17 protein-coding genes and 1 tRNA gene are annotated in these 18,312 nt (G+C 65.5%); 7 read left to right on the forward strand and 11 right to left on the reverse strand.

Features of this window, described 5'->3' with window-relative positions; all coding sequences use genetic code 11:
- Positions 1-42: 42 nt before the first annotated feature.
- Positions 43-492, forward strand: coding sequence for a YcgN family cysteine cluster protein (locus tag RCF34_RS09230; protein ID WP_058762427.1), 450 nt, complete (start codon positions 43-45; stop codon positions 490-492).
- Between the two features lie 8 nt (positions 493-500).
- On the opposite strand, the gene RCF34_RS09235 is transcribed toward RCF34_RS09230, so the two are convergent.
- The 9 genes from RCF34_RS09235 to RCF34_RS09275 form a co-directional block, all read right to left on the reverse strand.
- The gene (locus tag RCF34_RS09235) at positions 501-1,484 is read right to left on the reverse strand and encodes an oligopeptide/dipeptide ABC transporter ATP-binding protein (protein WP_308707899.1); all 984 of its coding nucleotides are present in this window, start codon (positions 1,482-1,484) and stop codon (positions 501-503) included.
- A complete protein-coding gene (locus tag RCF34_RS09240; protein ID WP_308707900.1) occupies positions 1,481-2,464 on the reverse strand; it encodes an ABC transporter ATP-binding protein in 984 nt (327 codons plus the stop codon). Before RCF34_RS09240 ends, RCF34_RS09235 begins: the two co-directional genes overlap by 4 nt.
- Position 2,465: 1 nt before the next feature.
- Positions 2,466-3,341, reverse strand: coding sequence for a D,D-dipeptide ABC transporter permease (ddpC, locus tag RCF34_RS09245; protein WP_308707901.1), 876 nt, complete (start codon positions 3,339-3,341; stop codon positions 2,466-2,468).
- 1 nt (position 3,342) lies between these two features.
- On the reverse strand, positions 3,343-4,359 hold the full coding sequence (locus RCF34_RS09250) for an ABC transporter permease (protein WP_308707902.1): 1,017 nt from the start codon (positions 4,357-4,359) through the stop codon (positions 3,343-3,345).
- 48 nt (positions 4,360-4,407) lie between these two features.
- The gene (locus tag RCF34_RS09255) at positions 4,408-5,973 is read right to left on the reverse strand and encodes an ABC transporter substrate-binding protein (protein ID WP_308707903.1); all 1,566 of its coding nucleotides are present in this window, start codon (positions 5,971-5,973) and stop codon (positions 4,408-4,410) included.
- Positions 5,974-6,079: 106 nt separating this feature from the next.
- Entirely contained in the window at positions 6,080-6,655 is a 576-nt protein-coding gene (gene ddpX / locus RCF34_RS09260; RefSeq protein ID WP_308707904.1) for a D-alanyl-D-alanine dipeptidase, read from the reverse strand.
- 41 nt (positions 6,656-6,696) lie between these two features.
- Complete coding sequence (locus RCF34_RS09265) at positions 6,697-7,548, reverse strand: MurR/RpiR family transcriptional regulator (protein ID WP_308707905.1); 852 nt, start codon at positions 7,546-7,548, stop codon at positions 6,697-6,699.
- Between the two features lie 215 nt (positions 7,549-7,763).
- A complete protein-coding gene (locus RCF34_RS09270; protein WP_308707906.1) occupies positions 7,764-8,519 on the reverse strand; it encodes an SRPBCC family protein in 756 nt (251 codons plus the stop codon).
- Between the two features lie 53 nt (positions 8,520-8,572).
- Complete coding sequence (locus RCF34_RS09275; protein ID WP_308707907.1) at positions 8,573-10,594, reverse strand: S9 family peptidase; 2,022 nt, start codon at positions 10,592-10,594, stop codon at positions 8,573-8,575.
- A gap of 89 nt (positions 10,595-10,683) precedes the next feature.
- Between RCF34_RS09275 and RCF34_RS09280 the strand changes: the two genes are divergently transcribed.
- The 4 genes from RCF34_RS09280 to RCF34_RS09295 all read left to right on the forward strand — a co-directional run bounded on the left by RCF34_RS09280 (position 10,684) and on the right by RCF34_RS09295 (position 12,726).
- The gene (locus RCF34_RS09280; protein ID WP_308707908.1) at positions 10,684-11,157 is read left to right on the forward strand and encodes an MFS transporter; all 474 of its coding nucleotides are present in this window, start codon (positions 10,684-10,686) and stop codon (positions 11,155-11,157) included.
- A 98-nt stretch (positions 11,158-11,255) separates the two neighbouring features.
- Positions 11,256-12,029: a class II glutamine amidotransferase gene (locus RCF34_RS09285; protein WP_308707909.1), complete on the forward strand. Its 774-nt coding sequence runs from the start codon at positions 11,256-11,258 to the stop codon at positions 12,027-12,029.
- 18 nt (positions 12,030-12,047) lie between these two features.
- Positions 12,048-12,560, forward strand: coding sequence for a DUF2937 family protein (locus tag RCF34_RS09290; protein ID WP_308707910.1), 513 nt, complete (start codon positions 12,048-12,050; stop codon positions 12,558-12,560).
- An 89-nt stretch (positions 12,561-12,649) separates the two neighbouring features.
- Positions 12,650-12,726, forward strand: a tRNA-Val gene (locus tag RCF34_RS09295).
- A 297-nt stretch (positions 12,727-13,023) separates the two neighbouring features.
- Here the strand turns inward: RCF34_RS09295 and RCF34_RS09300 are convergent.
- Complete coding sequence (locus RCF34_RS09300; RefSeq protein ID WP_308707911.1) at positions 13,024-14,193, reverse strand: MFS transporter; 1,170 nt, start codon at positions 14,191-14,193, stop codon at positions 13,024-13,026.
- Between the two features lie 572 nt (positions 14,194-14,765).
- Positions 14,766-15,473, reverse strand: coding sequence for a YfdX family protein (locus RCF34_RS09305; RefSeq protein WP_308707912.1), 708 nt, complete (start codon positions 15,471-15,473; stop codon positions 14,766-14,768).
- A gap of 416 nt (positions 15,474-15,889) precedes the next feature.
- On the opposite strand from RCF34_RS09305, the gene RCF34_RS09310 reads away from it, so the two are divergent.
- A complete protein-coding gene (locus tag RCF34_RS09310) occupies positions 15,890-16,171 on the forward strand; it encodes a hypothetical protein (protein WP_158891983.1) in 282 nt (93 codons plus the stop codon).
- A gap of 206 nt (positions 16,172-16,377) precedes the next feature.
- Positions 16,378-18,300: a threonine--tRNA ligase gene (gene thrS / locus RCF34_RS09315; protein ID WP_308707913.1), complete on the forward strand. Its 1,923-nt coding sequence runs from the start codon at positions 16,378-16,380 to the stop codon at positions 18,298-18,300.
- Positions 18,301-18,312: the final 12 nt, after the last annotated feature.

An 18,312-nucleotide genomic window follows, 5' to 3' on the forward strand; every position in this document is an offset into this window, starting at 1 on the left:
GCACTAGACTGCGCGCCCCCTTTCCTTGCCACGATCTCTGCCATGGCCGCCATCACCCAGCCGTTCTGGAAGCGCAAGACCCTCGATCAGCTCGATGCCCAGGAATGGGAGTCGCTGTGCGACGGCTGTGGCCTGTGCTGCCTGCAGAAACTCGAAGACGAGGACGACGGCGCCGTCTACTACACGCGCATCGCCTGCAAGCTGCTGGATCTCAAGACCTGTCAGTGCAGCCGCTACGCCGAGCGTACCCGCTTCGTCCCCGACTGCATCCAGCTCACCCCGGCCCAGGCGGATCAGTTCGCCTGGCTGCCGCCGACCTGCGGCTATCGCCTGGTGGCCGAAGGCAAGGATCTGCCAGAGTGGCACCCGCTGATCTGCGACGACCGCGAGGCGGTGCACAAGGCCGGCATCTCCCAGTCCGGCCGCATGCTCAGCGAGACCCAGGTCGCCGAAGACGACTGGGAAGACTATCTGATCTTCCGCGCGGGCTGATCGCGGCTTCAGACCGCCGCGGTGCGGGTGCGCAGGGGCGCGGTCAGGCCCGCCGCGCGATGGCAGCGTACCTCCGCCCACTCACCTGGCAGTAGCGCCTGAGGTCGCTCGCAACCGGCGCCCGCCTGCGGACAGCGGTCCCGAAAGAAACAGCCACTCGGCAGCACCCGGTTGCTAGGCAGCTCGGTGCGCTGCGCCGCGGCATCGCCCGTGAGCGGCTGGTCCAGCCGCGGCACCGCCTCCAGCAACAGCCGGGTATAGGGGTGGCTGGGCTGCTCCAGCACCTCTGCCGCCGCCCCCAGCTCGACGATCTGCCCCAGGTACATCACCGCCACCCGGTCGGCCAGGTGGCGCACCACCGAGACGTTGTGGGAGATCAGCACGAAGGTCAGGCCGCGTTCGCGTTGCAGCTGGGCCAGCAGGTTGAGGATCTGGGCCTGTACCGAGATATCCAGGGCCGAGGTGGGTTCGTCGAGAATGATGACGTCCGGGTCCGACGACAGCGCCCGGGCGATGGCGATGCGCTGGCGCTGGCCGCCGGAGAACTGGTGCGGATAGCGATCCAGGTATTCGGGACGGATACCGACCTGCACCGCCAGGCGCTCGGCCAGGGCGCGCAGTGCCGTGGTGGAGCTGCGACCCCGCACCACCAGCGGCTCGGTGATCAGCTTCCACACCGGCAGGCGCGGGTCCAGCGATGACTGTGGGTCCTGGAAGACGATCTGGATGTTGCGCTCGCCACGGGCCGTGCCTTGAAGAGAGCCGCTCACCGGCTCCACCAGCCCCATCAGGACCTGGGCCAGGGTGCTCTTGCCGCAGCCGGATTCACCGAGCACGCCCAGGGTCTCGCCGGAAAAGAGTCGCAGGTCGATGCCGTTGAGGGCATGGGCCTGGCCCTTGGTGCGGCCGAGCCAGTCGCGGCCCACCGGATAACGCACCTCGACGCCGCTGAGTTCCAGCAGCGGTGCGGCAGGCGGAGCAAGGGTGTTCATGCCGGGGCGTCCTCCGCCTGCAGCCAGCAGGCGCTCAGGTGATCGGGGATGTCCGTCGGCAGCAGCGCGGGGCGCGTCTCGCAGCGCTCATGGCGCCGACTGCAACGATCCTTGAAGCTGCAGCCGCCGGGCAACTGGGCCAGGTTGGGCACCTGTCCAGGGATGCTGGCCAGGTCGCTGCCCGGCACCGCCTTTTCCGGCAGGCAGGCCATCAGGCCCTGGGTATAGGGATGCCGGGGTGCCTGCATGACCGCCGCGGTAGCCCCCTGTTCGACGATGCCGCCGGCGTACATCACATAGACGCGGTCGCAGAATTGCGAGACCAGGGCCATGTCATGGGTGATCAGCAGGATGGCGGTGCCCCGGGCCCGTGCCTTTTCGCGCAGCAGGAGCAGCACCTGGCGCTGCACCGTGACGTCCAGCGCGGTGGTCGGCTCATCGGCGATCAGCAGCTGCGGATCGCAGGAGAAGGCCAGGGCGATCATGATGCGCTGGCGCATGCCGCCGGACAGCTCGAAGGGATAGCGTTCGAGGATCTGCTCGGGATCGGCGATGTGCATGTCCTTGAGCGATTCGATCGCCTTGGCGCGGGCCTGGGCGGCATCCAGCGTGGTATGGCGGCGAATCACGTCGAGCAGCTGGCGACCGATGCGCCGCGTCGGATTGAGCGCGGTCATCGGCTCCTGGAAGATCATCGCCGCCTCGCGGCCGCGCACTTCCATCAGCTGGCGCTCGCTCAAGGCGAGCATGTCGTGGCCCACCAGGTTGACGCTGCCGGCGGTGACCCGGTAGCTGCCGGGGGGCAAGAGGCCGAGGGTGAGCATGGCCGTGACCGACTTGCCCGAGCCCGACTCGCCCACCACGCCGACGATCTCGCCGGGGGCCACGCTCAGGCTGACGCCGTTGAGCGCCTTGGCGCTGCTGCGAAAGCCGGGGAATTCCAGATTCAGCTGGTCGATGTGCAGAACGGGCTGGCCCATGTCATTTGCCCTTTTGGCGAGGATCGAGCAGATCGCGGATGCCATCGCCCAGCAGGTTGAAACCGATGGCGGTGACCAGGATCGCCAGACCCGGGAAGGTCGAGTACCACCACTGGTCGAGGATGAAGTTGCGACCGCTGGCGACCATCACGCCCCATTCCGCGGTGGGCGGCTGGGCACCGAGGCCGATGAAGCCCAGCGCCGAGGCCATGAGGATGGCGTTGCCGATGTCCAGGCTGAATTGCACCAGCAGCGGCGGCATGGCGTTGCGTGCCACGTGCCAGTGCACCAGGTGCCATTTGCCGGCGCCGAAGGTACGCGCTGCCTGGACGTAGGCCAGCTGACGGATGCTCAGGGTCTGGCCGCGCGCCAGGCGGACATAGAAGGGGATGCGTACCAGGGTGATGGCCAGCATGGCGTTGAACAGGCTCGGCCCGAGGGCAGCGGCCAGGGCCATGATCAGCACCAGCGAAGGCACCGAGAGGATGATGTCCATCAGGCGCATCATCAGACGATCGAAGGCACCGCCGACGATGCCCGACAGGCAGCCGAGCAGGCCGCCGCTGGCGCAGGCGGCGAAGGCCACGAACAGGCCGACGCCCACCGACTGGCGGCTGCCGTAGATCACCCGGCTGAGCAGGTCGCGACCCACCTCGTCGGTGCCGAACCAGTGCAGGGCGCTGGGTGCCTGCAGGCGGGCGGTGAGTTTCAGCGCGTTGGGCTGGTAGGGCGCCAGCCAGGGCGCGGCGACCATGCACAGCAGCACCAGCAGGGTGATCACCAGCCCCGTGAGCATCAGCGGACTGCGGCGGATGCGCCAGGCCAGCCAGGCGGTCTGCTCGCGCCAGCCGGGGCGCGAAGCGGTCAGGGTCGTCATGCTAGTTCACCTTGCCGATGCGGGGATCGACCAGCCGGTAGAGCAGGTCGATGAAGCGGTTGAGCAGGACGTAGATGAAGGACACCACGATGGCGAAGCCCATGACCGCCGGGAAATCCAGCGCCTGGATCGACTTGACCACGTAGGCGCCCATGCCCGGCCAGGCGAATACGGTTTCGGTGAGCACCGCGCCATAGAGCAGGTCGCCCAGGGCCAGGCCGATCACCGTGATGGAGGGAATCAGCGCGTTGGGCAGCGCGTGGCGCAGCACCACGGTGGCCTGCGACAGGCCATAGGCGCGGGCGGTGCGGATATAGTCCTCGCCCAGCTGTTCGAGCATGGCGCTGCGGATCTGCCGGGTGATGACGCCCAGGTTGACGAAGGCCAGGGTCACCGCCGGCAGCAGCAGGTGCTTGGCCGCACTGACGAAGCCGGTGAGATCGCCCGCCAGCAGGGTATCGATCAGATAGAAGCCGGTCACCGCTGGCGGTGGCGTCAGCCCCTGGTCCAGGCGCCCGCCGCCCGGCAGCCAGCCGAGGTGCCCGTAGAACAGCACGATCAGCCCCAGGCCCAGCCAGAAGGCCGGGGTGGAGATGCCGGCCACCGCCAGGGTACGGCTGAGGTGATCGATCCAGCGGTTGTTGTAGACCGCCGAGAGCACGCCCAGCGGCACGCCAATGAGGATCGACAGCAGCAGCGCCGCCAGGGCCAGCTCCAGGGTGGCCGGAAAGAACAGCTGCAGGTCTTCCAGGACCGGGCGGTGGGTGCGGATCGACTGGCCCAGATCGCCCTGGAACAGGTCCCCCATGTAGCGGAAGTATTGCTGGTAGAGCGGCAGGTCGAGGCCCAGCTGCTGACGGATACCGGCGACGATTTCGTCACTGGCACGCTCGCCGGCGATCAGCCGCGCCGGATCGCCCGGGATCAGGTGGGAGATGACGAAGGTGATCAGGGACACCCCGATCACCACGATGAGGATATCGGTCAGCTGCTTGCGCAGCAGATGGAAGAAGGCCATGGCATACCTCGCGGGGCGGGTGCCGGAGCGCGCCGGCACCCGTCGCCCTTACTTGGACATCGCAGCGAAATCGAAGACCTGCTCGAGCATGGGGTTGAACACGTACCCCTTGACCGCGGCGCGCATCGGCACCGTGTAGGCCTTCTGGTAGAGGTAGGCGTAGGCGGCGTCGCCCACCACGATCTTCTGGGCTTCCTGGTACAGCGCCTTGCGCTGGGCCACGTCGCTGACGCTGGCGGCGTCGCGCAGCAGCTGGTCCACCTTGGGGTTGCTGTAGAAGGCGCGGTTGCCCGCCAGCCCCGCATTGGTGCTGTCGAACCAGAAGTTCATGAACATGTAGGGATCGGCGAAGTCCGGACTCCAGTTGCCGATGGCGACGTCGAAGTCACCCTTGCCCAGGCGTTCGCGGAAGGTGGCGTTGGCCAGCTTCTCCATCTTCAGGTTGACGCCGAGGGTGCCCAGGCCGGCCTGCAGGGTCAGGCCGATGGGCTCCCAAGCCGGGTCCTTGTCCGAGTAGAGGAATTGCAGCTCCCGCACCTTGGGCGCCTTGCCCAGGGCGGCCTGGGCGGCTTCCAGGTCCTGCCTGGGCATTGGCAGGCTCGGATCATGGCCCCACATGCCGTCCGGGATCGGGCCGTTCATGAGCTTGGCCTTGCCCATGGCGATGCCTTCGACGATGCCCTGGTAGTCGAGGGAGTCGACCACGGCCTTGCGCGCGTTGACGTCGTTCAGGGGCGCGCGCCTGTTGTTGAGGTAGAGGTAGGTCACCCGCAGCGAGGGGTAGGCGGTGGTGACGAAGCCGGACTTCTGCGCCAGCGCCTTGACCTGGTCCTCGGGCAGGTCCTCGATGATGTCCAGATCGCCCTGTTCCAGTTGCAGGCGCCGTACCGAAGGTTCGGCGATGATGCGGATCACCACCTGCTTGAGCGTGGGTGCCTTGCCGGCGTAGTGCGGGTTGGGCTCCAGGGTCAGCGACTGGCCCTTCTGCCAGGCGGCCAGGCGATAGGCGCCGGAGCCGGCGGTGTGCCCGGCCAGCCAGGCGTCCACGTCCTTGCCGTGGGTACTGGCCACCTTCGGGTTGATCACGCTGGCGCCGTCGTGGGCCAGGGCGAAGAGGAAGGGCGCGAAGGGTTTCTGCAGGGTGAATCTGATCGTCTGCGGGTCCACCACGGTGACCGTCATGTCCGCCGGGAAGATGCTGGACGGGCCCTGCTTGAGCTTCATCAGGCGCTCGACCGAGAACTTGACCGCCTCGGCGGTGACCCCGCTGCCATCGTCGAATTTGTTGCCGGGCTTGAGGGTGAAGGTCCACACCAGGTTGTCGGGGGAGACGGTCCAGCCGCTGGCCAGGTCGCCCTCGACGTCGGTGCTGCCCTTGCCGTCTTCCACCTTGTAGCGCATCAGGCGCTGGTAGGCCGGGTAGGTCACGGTCCAGTCGTTGTTGTCGAAGGTCACGCCCGGATCGACGGTCTGCAGATCCGCAGGCTTGCCGATGACCAGGGTGTCGGTCGCGGTGGCGGCGCTGGCCGGTTGCCAGGCGCCGAGGCCCAGCAGGGAAACCAGGGCGAGCACGCGGGACGCCGATGAAACGTGGGTGCGCGAAGACGAGAACATGCCGGTACCTCGGATTGTTTGGGTTTAGGGGTGTTTCGGCAGTGGGCAAGGCGGTCGAGCGAAGGGCTCGCGGCGCCGGATTCGAATGACCCGGTCGCCGGCAGGATCAGTTCAGCAGGGCGGCAAGCTCCTCCTGGCTGAGATGGTGGTGGTCGATCAAGGCATAGCGGCGGGCGTCGGGCAATTCGAAGTGCCACCACTCGCTGGGGATGTAGGTGAAGCCGGCGCTCTGCATGATGCCCAGCAGCAGCAGGCGGTTGCGCTGGGCGGCGGTGGGCAGCGCCGGGTTGAACAGGTGCGACAGCTCGCGCATGTCGTCGAAGCCGGTGCCCATGTCCAGCGGTTCATCGGCCTCGTCGAGCAGGGTCACGTCCACGGCCACGCCGCGGCTGTGGTGCGAACCCTGCGCCGGATCGCTCACGTACCGGGCGTCGGGCAGCACCCGCCACAGCAGTTGCTGGGCATAGGGCGGGCGGTAGGCATCCAGCACCTGCAGGCGCAGACCGGCCTGTTGCGCCAGCGCGCTGGCGCGTTGCAGGCGGGCGGCGGCGTCCCGGTGCAGCAGGCAATGGGCGTCCTGGTAGAGCACCTTGCCGGCCAGGTTGTCGGCGGTCGCATAGACCAGGTGGATGGCTACGCCGTAGTGGTCGGCGTCGATCTCGACGAGTTCTGGATGGTTCACGGTACGGGGTGCTTCCTTGGGGTGAAGAAGAGGGCCAGGGCTCATTCGAATTGCCCGAAGCGCTGCTGCAGGGCGCGATTGCTGGCCAGACGCTGTTCCAGGGCATCGCCCGAGCGATCCGCCACCGCTGACACCAGCAGGTTCAGCAGGCAGGCCAGCGGCGCCAGGGAGTCCCAGAACTGGTCGACTTCCAGGCGCAGTTGCAGCAGGTCGGCGGGGTAATCCCGCGCCCAGGGGCAGTGGTAGTCCGTGATCAGCGCCATGGGCAGCCTGGCATCACGAGCGCTCTCGCAGAGCTTGCGAGTGACGCTGGAGTAGGCGCGAAAGTCGGCCACCATCAGGTAGGGCTGGGCGAAGCCGCTGTTGAAGATGTCGGCGTAGGTGCCCGACAGGCCGTCGACGTAGAAGGCCTTGGGCCGGATGTATTCCAGCAGGCTGTGAAAACTGCCGAGCACCCCGCGGGTGGTCTGGATGCCGGCGATTAACACCGCGTCCGCGCCGGTCAGCCGCTGGACCACCTGTTCGAACACCGGGCCGCGGGCCAGCTGGTAGACGTCCTCGATGGCGGCGAGCTCGGCGGCCAGGGAACGGTCCAGGGCGTCGCTGCGTCCGCTCTGCTGGCGAAAGGCACTGAAGCGGTCGGTGATGCGCCAGGCTTCCAGGCCTTCGTCTCTCAGGCTCTGCTTGACGTCGTCGAGGTTGCGATAGCCCAGGGAGCGCAGCAGCCGGCCCACGGAAATGCCGGTGGTGTTGGTGCGCTGGGCGATGCTGTCGGCCGTCTCGAAGGGCAGCTTCTCGGGATTGGCCAACAGATAGCCCGCGACGCGTTTGCCGGTGGGGGTGAGGTCGGCGAAGGCGCCTTCGAGGGCTTGGAAGAACAACGGCTTGGTCAAGGTGTAGACCCGTAATGTTATCGAGCTGTCATTAACTGCTCCGTTGTTCGAAAGCTAACATTGGTTTTCCGGGCGTCGCAAGGGGCTGCACGCTGGTTGTCAGCGAGGTGTCGCAAAGCGGGGTTGGGGGTCGTTGCGAGATAAGCCAATCGAGGCGGAATGGCTTGGGAGGAGGGGGCGGCGTCCCGGACGAGACGCCGCGGTACCGCAGGAAGTCAGCCCAGCGGCGACTCCATGTGCGAGGTGCGCTCGACGGCGCCGTAGCGATCGCCGACCGCATGGGCTCGCTCCAGCAGCACCTTCAGCTCGGCCAGGTCCTGGGCGATGCGGGTACCAGGGTCGCGGCGCAGCAATCGGGCGAACAGGTGGCCGAGGCGCCCGGCTGGCGGCTCGTAGGCCATGACCGCGGTCACCTCGGTGCCACCGGGCACATCGGCGAAGCTGACCCAGCCCAGGTTGTTCAGGCCGGCGTAACCGCACGAGCGCCAGCCGATCAGCCGGCCTGGTTCGTCGTCGGTGACTTCGGCGTCCCATTCGAAACGCCCCATGGGCGCCTTGACCACCCAGTGGGAATAGCGGTCGTTGAGTACGTCCACGCGCTCGATATGGCGCATGAAGATCGGCAGGTTGGAGAAGTCGCGCCAGAAGCGATAGAGCTCATCGCGGGGGCGGGCGATGACCACCCGGCGGGTCTGGGAGGCCGCCGAATGCCAGGCCAGCGAACGGCGGACGTCGCGCTCGAAACGCACCTTGGTCAGGGTGCTTTTGATCGAGCAGTGTCCGCGCAGGCCACGTTTCAGCAGCCAGGCGCCGGTGGCGCCGGTCAGCAGGCCGAGCAGACCGCCACGCGCCAGGCCGCGGCTGATCAGCAGACCACCGCCGGCCACGGAGGCCAGGCGTTCGACGCCCTTGATGGCGGCAGCGTCGCGCGGCGGAGGAGCGAGAGGGGGAGTGGGGGCATCTAGGTGCATGGCAGATTCTCCTTTGGCTGTGGAAAAGACCTGCCCAGAGCCCCCGCCGTTCCCTAGCCGGTCAGGCCCAGTACCCGGAAGACGAAGGCATATTCCAGTGCCACGTCGCGCAAGGCCTGGTAGCGCCCGCTCATGCCGCCGTGTCCGGCGCCGAATTCGGTCTTGAGCAACAGCAGTGGGGCCTGATCGGTCCGCCGCTCGCGCAGCCGTGCCACCCACTTGGCGGCTTCCCAGTACTGCACCCGGGTGTCGTGATAGCCCGCCACCGCGAGGATGGCCGGATAGGCCTGGGCCTTCACGTTTTCATAGGGCGCATAGCTGGCGATGCGCTCGCGCACTTCCGGCTCGTTGGGGTCGCCCCATTCGTCGTACTCGGTCACGGTCAGCGGCAGGTCCGGCTTGAGCATGGTGTTGAGGACGTCGACGAAGGGCACCTCGGCGATGGCGGCGGCGTAGAGCTCGGGGCGCTGGTTGAGCACCGCGCCGGTCAGCAGGCCGCCGGCGCTGCCACCGCTGATGACCACCTGTTGCGGCGTCGTCAGGCCCTGTTCCAGCAGATGTTCGGTGCAGGCGATGAAGTCGTCGAAGGTGTTCTGCTTGTGTTCCAGCTTGCCGCTGCGATACCAGGCTTCACCCAGCTCGCCGCCGCCGCGCACATGGGCGATGGCGAAGCGCACGCCACGATCCAAGAGGCTCAGGCGGGCGTGGGAGAACCAGGGATCGAGGCTGTGGCCATAGGCGCCGTAGCCATAGAGGTACAGCGGGGCGCTCTGCGGCAGGTCGCGCCGACCGACCAGGCTGATGGGGATACGGGTGCCATCGGCGGCAGTGGCCCACAGGCGGCGGCTTTCGTAGGCGTCGGCGTCGAACGGGCCTTCCACCGGTACCTGCTTGAGCACCCGCTGGGTACCGCTGGCCAGGTCCAGTTCGCGGATCTCGGCGGGCCGATTGAGCGCCTCGTAGCGCAGGCGCATGACTGGACTGTTGAATTCCAGCACGTCCATGGCATCCAGGCTGTAGACCTCGTCCGGCAGGTCGACGCGATAGGGCGCCTGGCCGTAGGGCCGCACCTCCAGGATCGGCAAGCCGGCGGTGCGCAGGCTCAGCACCAGTGCCTGGGCGCCGAGGCTGGCATCCTCCAGCATCACGTCCGGGTCATGGGGCACCACCAGCTGCCAGTGCGAGCGGGTGGGGCTGTCCTCGGCGGCCTGGTAGAGCGCGAAGTTGATGCCGTCCTGGTTGCTGCGGATGTACCAGCCATCGACGCCATGATCGGGGAAGTACTCGTGGCCTTCCTTGCGGGGCGCCAGGCAGACAAAGGCCTCGTCCGGCCGATCCGCGTCCAGCACCCAGGCTTCGCTGGTGGTCTTGCTGTGGGACAAGAGCAGCAGCTTGCGCTCGGAGCTCGAACGATAGCAGCCGAGGAAGAAGCGCCCGTCGTTCTCGTGGAAGACCAGTTGCGGCTCGGCATCGCCCAGGTGGTAGCGATAGAGCTTGTGCGGACGATGGGATTCGTCACGCTCGCCAAAGAACAGGGTGCGGCTGTCATTGGCCCAGGTCAGGCTGCCGTCGCACTCCTCGAAGAGCAGTTCGGTCACTCCGCCGGTGGCCAGCTCCTTCACATAGAGCCGGTAGGTCTCGTCGCCGACCTGGTCGAGGCTGTAGGCGAGCCGGGTCTGGTCCGGGCTGATGGTGAAGCGGCCGACCGAGAGAAAGCCGCCGTCGGCGATGGCGTTGCCGTCGAACAGCAGCTCCTCGGTCGCCGGATCGGGCGTCAGGTCGCCGTCGGCCGGGCGGCGACAGCGATAGTTGCGGCCGTACTCGTCACCGGCCTGGGTGCGCTGATAGTAGAGGTAGTCGCCGCGAGGGACGGGCAGCGACAGGTCCGTTTCGCGGATGCGCGCGCGGATCTCCTCGAACAGTTGCTCGCGCAGGGCGGCTTCGGGTGCCAGCTGGGCTTCCAGGTAGGCGTTCTCGGCTTCCAGGTGCGCCAGCACCTCGGGGGCGTCACGGTTTTCCAGCCAGACGTAGGGATCGTCACCGGGGGCGCGGCGGGCAGTGGGGGCTTGGGTCATGCGGGCTCCTTGGGCGCCGCGCAAGAGCACGCGGGCGGGGCAAAACCGCTATCATAGGCTTCTCCTTTCCGCTATCGCCATGGATCGCAATGACCGAGCAAGAGTACCTGATCGCCTGGGCCGTCTACGCCATCGCCGCGCTGCTGCTGTTGGTGGTGTCTTTCAAGGCCACCGGCTGGCTCTGGCGCTGGCTGCGCGAACCCATCCGGCTGGTGGTGGCCGTGCTGCTGGTAACGCCGGCCCTGGTGGATGCCGAGCATGGCCTCTATGCCCCGGCGATCGCCGTGACGGTGCTGGACCTGGTGTTCAAGGTGGGCAACAGCGCCTGGTCGGCGGTGGCCAACCTGGCGGTCGCCGGCACCATCGGCGTGGTGCTCTATCTGATCTTCGTCCTCTGTCGCTGGCTGTACCGGCGCTCCCATCCACGTCCGGTGCCGGTCGCCGCGGAGGCGCCAACGGATGCTCCGCAACCGGAATCGCCGGTGCCGCCGCGGACCCCGGCAGCCCCGGTCGAGCGGCGCGAACCCCGTGGTCGTGGCGAGCGCGTCGAACCCCGCCTGTAATCCAGGCTTGCGCCCAGGACGTGACCCCTTCAGCATGACCGCGAAGGGCAGCGGCTGCAGCCGCCGTTGAACCAGGCAGCCACCCCGGAGGGACGGACATGTGCGAATTGCTGGGCATGAGTGCCAACGTGCCCACGGATCTGGTCTTCAGTCTCCGGGGCCTCATGCAGCGCGGTGGGCGTACCGGTCCGCATCGAGACGGCTGGGGCGTGGCTTTCTACGAGGGCAGGGGACTGCACCTGTTCAAGGATGCCCTGCCAGGCGCCGATTCCGAGGTGGCCAAGCTGGTCCAGGGCTACCCGATCAAGAGCCATACGGTGATCGGCCATATCCGTCACGCCAACGTCGGGTCGGTCAATCTGGCCAATACCCACCCCTTCGTGCGGGAACTGGGCGGGCGCTATTGGAGCTTTGCCCATAACGGCCAGCTGCAGGATTTCCATCCCGAGCCGCGCTTCTACCGGCCGGTGGGCGATACCGACAGCGAGACGGCCTTTTGCAGCCTGCTGGATCAGGTCCGCGAGCGCTTTCCCGAACCCGTCCCGGTGGAGATGCTGTTGCCGCAGCTGGTGAACGCCTGCGATGGCTTTCGCAAGAAGGGCGTCTTCAATTGCCTGCTCAGCGACGGCGACTGGCTGTTCAGCTTCTGCACCACCAAGCTGGCCCATATCACCCGCCGCGCCCCCTTCGGTCCGGCCCAGTTGCGCGATGCGGAAGTCCACATCGACTTCAAGGCCGAGACCACGCCCAATGACGTCGTCACCATCATCGCCACCGAGCCCCTGACCTCCGACGAGGTCTGGACCCTGCACCAGCCAGGGGAATGGCATCTCTGGTGGGATGGCGAGATCGTCACCCAGGGCCGCGTCTAGACAGGAAGCCACTTCACGATGCTGCGCAGTTATATTCGTCTGCTGTTGTTCACCCTGGCCTTGCTGATAGGGGTACAGATTCCCGGCTTCATGCTCGACTACGAGCAGCGCGTGGATGCCCATCGCCTCGAGTCCGATCAGGCCCTCAGCGGTTTCAGGCGGACCGCGCAGCAGTATTTCGAAGGCAGCCTCGATGGCTTGCTGGCGCATTACCGGGCCAGCGAGGATCCGGTCTTTCGCAGTGACGCCGACAGCCTCGGCGTACTGCTGCGCCGTAATGCGCTGTTCAACGAAGAATGGCAGGTGCTGCAAGGGCCTTGGTACCAGCGGGCCTGGCACATCCTGGTGTCGCCCAACAGCGAACTGCGCGACGAGACCCTGCGGCAGTATCGCTATCAGGTGGTGCTTACCCCCGAAGCCATCGGCTGGGGGATAGGGCTGGGATTGGCCTTGGCGGTGACGGTGGAAACCCTCGCGCTCTGGCTTTCAATCCTGCTCTATCCGCGGCGTCCGGCCCGGCGGGTGTCCTAGCCTTCAAAAAAATTTCACGTTTTCAGGCGTTTAGCTGAAAAAAAGGGCTTGACGCCAAAGTCCCGCGCTGTAGAATGCGCACCCACAGCAGGCACGTAGCTCAGTTGGTTAGAGCACCACCTTGACATGGTGGGGGTCGTTGGTTCGAATCCAATCGTGCCTACCAAACAAAACCCGCACTGCTGGCGGGTAAGAAAAAAGGCGATCCGAAAGGGTCGCCTTTTTTCGTTTGGGGCTGGATTGGGAAAGGGCCCAGTGATCAGGGCTTCAGATCCGTCCTGGCGATTCGGGCTCGATGACCAATGGCGCGGCACCGCCATTCCGCCGTCGCCAGCTGCCCAAGAGTGGCGGCCGGCCCCTCACGGCAGGCCGCTGGCGCTGCTGCTCAGCATTTTTCATGACTTGATTCATCCCCCACGACCTGTTATTCGACCGTGGGCGTTGCCCTGGCGAAGGCGAAGAACTAGGCGTCTTGCTGCCGGGCGGCCATCGGCCACGTGAGCGCCACGAACGCCATCCCGCCACCCACCAGCAGCAGCGCTGTACTCAGGCTCCAATGCTGCGCGACGAAGCCGATGGCGGCTGGACCGATGAGAATGCCGGCGTAGCCGATGGTGGTGATCGCTGCAATCGCGTGGCTTGCAGGCATCCGGGGCTGCCTTCCGGCGGCACTGAAAAGCACGGGGACGATGTTGGAAGCCCCGAGGCCAACGAGCAGGAAGCCGGCGAAGGCAAAGGGCTGGCTAGGTGCCAGAACCGCCATCAGGAAGCCTACCGCGGCGAGTAGACCGCCGCCTACGACCACTTTCAGGCCGCCCAGCGTCTTCACGATCCGGTCGCCGGTCAGGCGGCCAATGGTCATCGCCAACGCGAACACCGTGTAACCGAAGCCGGCCTGCGCCGGATCGACGTCATGCGCATCGATCAGGAACAGGGCGCTCCAGTCCAGGATCGCGCCTTCACCGAGAAAAATCAGAAAACAGAGCAAGCCGATGAAGGCGACGATCCCGCGCGGCAGCGTAAACAGCGGGGTATGCCCGGCGTCATGATTGCCGTAGGGCAGTAGGCCCTTGATTGAAGCCGCGAGTAGGACGATCAGCAGCGCGCTGAACACCAGGGTCGCAACCAGGGGTTGCGTTCCAGCCCCCAAAAGAACGCTCATGCCGCCGGCGCCGACAATCCCACCGACACTGAACAGGCCGTGGAAGCCGGACATCATGTTGCGCCCGCTGTCCTTCTCGACCATCACGGCCTGAATGTTGATCGCGACGTCCAGAGCGCCAACGCTTGCGCCGAACAAGGCCAAGGCTATGGCCATGCCGAAGATCGAGTCGGCGACGGCAAGCAGAGGCAGCACCAGCGCCAGTGCCAACGAGCTGGTCGCGATCACCGCGCGGCATCCGAAGCGGCTGGCGAGGATGCCGACGATGGGCATCGCGACAAGGGATCCCAGGCCGAGGCAAAGCAGCAGAAGGCCAAGCGTCGAATCATCGGCGCCGATCCTCGCCTTGGCGATGGGCACCAGGGGTGCCCACGCGGCCATGGCGGACCCCGCAATCAGGAAGCCGGCACGGGTCGCCCATTGCTCGATCGCTCCCGCAGGTTGTCGGGCGGCGAGTTGTACGTGTTGCATGGGCGATGCTCCGAAATAAGACGGTAGTAGTGATGATCACACTTCGTACCAGTGTTAGCTGATCATGCATGATTAAGCAATATCGCGCACAATCGTGCATGTCATGGCTGGTATGCGCAGCGCGAGACCGCCATGCCTGTCCCGAGCGGGTTGGCAGCCGGCTGGCGTGGAGGTATCGGCAGGACCTGGTAGCACCGCCTGCGGGGAGGGGGGTGAAGGGCTGCGCGAATCTATGGGCGGAGCGGAGCTTCAACACGCCGACCGGCTCGGGTGTCAGCCGCACCGACTGCCTCCATTGCAGCGGCAGCCTATGTCTAGGCACCTTGGGATTTTGGACGCCGACGGCGATGGACAGGCCTTGCCGAGGCTTTTTGCAGAAGGGGTATTGGTTCGGGTCCAGTCGGACCTGGCAAGCGAAATCCGGGTGTTTGACCGGCACTAGAAAGGGCAATCCAAGAGGTCGCCCTTTTCGTGTTTGCCTGTTCTGCACGCCGTGATCGAGGCGGACTTGCTGGGCATCGGGTCGTTCCACAGGACGACCTTGCGATCGCCCTGTTGTCCCTCCCAAGCCATCAGCTGCTCGGGGTGACGGTCTCGGTGAAGGAGCCCGCCGGCTGCAGCCCGTGTTTATTGGCCGTGAAGTCCAGGGCCGTCGAGGCGTAGCGCACGCCATCCTGAACCTGCTTGAGCGTCAGGTTGGCCTCATAGAACTTGTCGCTGGCCAATTGCTTGGCCGCCTGGTCGACGTCCGTCATGGTCTGCTTGAGCGGTGCCAGGGCAATGGCCGTATCGATATCCACATCGGCCAGGCGCAGGGTTTCCGCAGCACCCTTGGCGTCGCCATGTTTGAGTTTGTTATTGGCATCGGCCACTGCCTTCACTTTCTGCGGGCTGGCCATATAACTGTCCTGCACCACGGTATCGCCCCAGATCGGCAGCCAGGAGGTTACGGTAGTGCTGGTATCGGCCTTGCCCCGATTATTCTTGACTTGCAACTCGCTCGCGGCTTTTTTCAGCGCGGTATTATCCGACTGCGCAAGTTTGAGTGCCTGTTGGGCGTCCTTGACATGGGACACCGCTTGCTTCGTTTGCCCTTGGAAGAGTTCCAGGCGTGCCGCGGAGATGTCGGTGAAGGCCCGTTGCCCCTGGGTGGACAGGGCCTGGAAGCTGCCGAGTTCGTTTGCCGAGGGGGCTTGGTTCGCGGCGATCGCCGCAGACGAGCAGGCGGCTACGATGGCGACGACCAGCATGCTCTTTGCCAGTGTGTTCTTGACGTTCATGTGCTGCCTCCAGCGGATATGCAATTGAAGTAAGGCTATCGCTCAGGTACCAGAACCAGGTTCTGCAGTGCCTGGGTTCGATACTCCGCCGTATCGCTTAACACTGGATTAATAAGTGCGGGGCTTTTCTTGAATAGCCGCTGAACAACTTCTTGCGGGAGCAAGTTGTGGTAGTGACGTGGTGCTGCTTGATATTGATCGAGGCTGGAGCGACTGCTTTCTGAGCGACTCCAATCTATGCAACAGAACTTTCAGCAAGTCTGACTCTTTTTAAGGGTTCTCGGTGCGGGGAGGGGTGTGACCGCTTGCCTCGGTCGTGGGGCCCCGCGTTTTCACGTAGACTGGCAGACGATTTTTCTTGGGGCTCCGCTGCTTCGCCAGGCGCGAGCAGGGCCCGTTACCGCGAGGAGCGAGTGATGACGCAGGGTGGTGAAGGCCGGCAGATCGGCAAGGGTGGTTGCCTGGGGTTGATCCTGCTGTCGATCCTGTTCGCGGTCGTGGTCTTCGGCTCCATCATCTATGTCTATCGCCACAATGCGACGCCGGTCAGCCGTGCCAACGAGCAGCAGGCCATCGACCAGTGCCTGGCCCGGGCCAATGCCGCGGACACCTCGCCGGCCGATCGCCAGGCGCTGATGGAAAACTGCCAGGAAATGCAGAAGCAGTTCCTCAAGAAGTACCCCGACGCGGCGCGTTAAGCGGGCGACAGTCCCTTGCGAGGTTGCGCCAGGTCTCGGTTTCTGAAAGGATTTCCGTCCCAAACTTTCCAGTGATCCTTTCGCGTCGCCCGGAATGCCTTGCGGCCCTGCCACTGTGCGGCGGGATTTCCAGCGGTGCGGCTGCTTACTGGCCAATCCCACCATGTGGCCCTTGGTATGGGTCACCACTGAGTTGAGGAGGCGCCATGCCTGTCATTACTCTCCCCGACGGTAGCCAACGTCCATTCGACAAGCCCGTCACCGTAGCCGAAGTCGCCCAGTCCATTGGCGCCGGTCTCGCCAAGGCCACCATCGCCGGTCGCGTCGATGGCCAGCTGCGCGATGCCAGCGATCTCATCGAGCGGGATGCCAACCTGCAGATCATCACCGCCAAGGACGAGGACGGCCTGGAGATCATCCGCCACTCCTGCGCCCACCTGGTGGGTCATGCGGTCAAGCAGCTGTTCCCGACCGCCAAGATGGTCATCGGCCCGGTGATCGACGAAGGCTTCTACTACGACATCTCCTTCGAGCGTCCCTTTACCCTCGATGACCTCTCGGCCATCGAGACGCGGATGCGCGAGCTGATCGACAAGGACTACGACGTCATCAAGAGGATGACGCCGCGCGCCGAGGTCATCGAGGTGTTCAAGGCCCGGGGTGAGGAGTACAAGCTGCGCCTGATCGACGACATGCCCGAGGAGCAGGCCATGGGCCTGTACTACCACGAGGAATACGTCGACATGTGCCGGGGCCCGCACGTGCCCAACACCCGCTTCCTCAAGGCGTTCAAGCTGACCAAGCTGTCCGGCGCCTACTGGCGTGGTGACGCCAAGAACGAGCAGCTGCAGCGCATCTATGGCACCGCCTGGGCGGACAAGAAGCAGCTGGCAGCCTACATCCAGCGCATCGAGGAAGCCGAGAAGCGCGACCATCGCCGCATCGGCAAGCAGCTCGATCTCTTCCACCTGCAGGAAGAAGCGCCCGGCATGGTGTTCTGGCACGCCAACGGCTGGACCGTCTACCAGGTGCTCGAGCAGTACATGCGCAAGGTCCAGCGCGAGCATGGCTACCAGGAGATCAAGACGCCCCAGGTGGTCGATCGCATCCTGTGGGAGCGTTCGGGGCACTGGTCCAACTACGCCGAGAACATGTTCACCACGGCGTCGGAAAACCGCGACTTCGCGGTCAAGCCCATGAACTGCCCCTGCCACGTGCAGGTGTTCAACCAGGGCCTTAAGTCCTACCGCGACCTGCCGCTGCGTCTGGCCGAGTTCGGTGCCTGCCACCGCAATGAGCCGTCCGGCGCCCTGCACGGCATCATGCGCGTGCGCGGCTTCACCCAGGACGACGCCCACATCTTCTGCACCGAAGAACAGGTGGAGAAGGAAGCGGCTGACTTCATCAAGCTGACCCTGCAGGTCTATGCCGACTTCGGCTTTACCGACGTGATCATGAAGCTCTCCACCCGGCCGGCCAAGCGCGTCGGTTCCGAAGAGCTGTGGGACCGCGCCGAGAAGGCCTTGGCCGATGCACTGGATGCCTCGGGTCTGGACTGGGAATACCAGCCGGGTGAGGGCGCCTTCTACGGGCCCAAGATCGAGTTCACCCTCAAGGACTGCCTGGGCCGTAACTGGCAGTGTGGTACCCTGCAGTACGATCCCAACCTGCCGGAACGCCTCGACGCCAGCTACATCTCCGAGGACAACAGCCGTCAGCGGCCGGTGATGCTGCATCGCGCGATTCTCGGCTCCTTCGAGCGGTTCATCGGCATGCTCATCGAGCACTATGCCGGTCTGTTCCCGGCGTGGCTCGCCCCGACCCAGGCGGTGGTGCTCAATATCACCGACAAGCAGGCCGATTTTGCCCAGCAGGTCGTCGGCGAATTGAACGCTGAGGGCTTCCGAGCCAAAGCCGACTTGAGAAACGAGAAGATCGGCTTTAAAATCCGCGAGCATACTTTGCTCAAGGTTCCCTATCTCCTGGTTATTGGAGACCGGGAGGTTGAGACACGATCCGTTGCCGTGCGTACCCGTGAAGGCGTAGATCTGGGCTCCATGCCCATCGAGCGTTTCCGCGAGCTGCTCACGCAAGCGGTTTCCCGGCGTGGCCGGCAAGATTCGGAGTAATCACTATCAAGC

The sequence above is a fragment of the Pseudomonas sp. 102515 genome (assembly GCF_031085165.1).
Lineage (GTDB): Bacteria > Pseudomonadota > Gammaproteobacteria > Pseudomonadales > Pseudomonadaceae > Chryseomonas.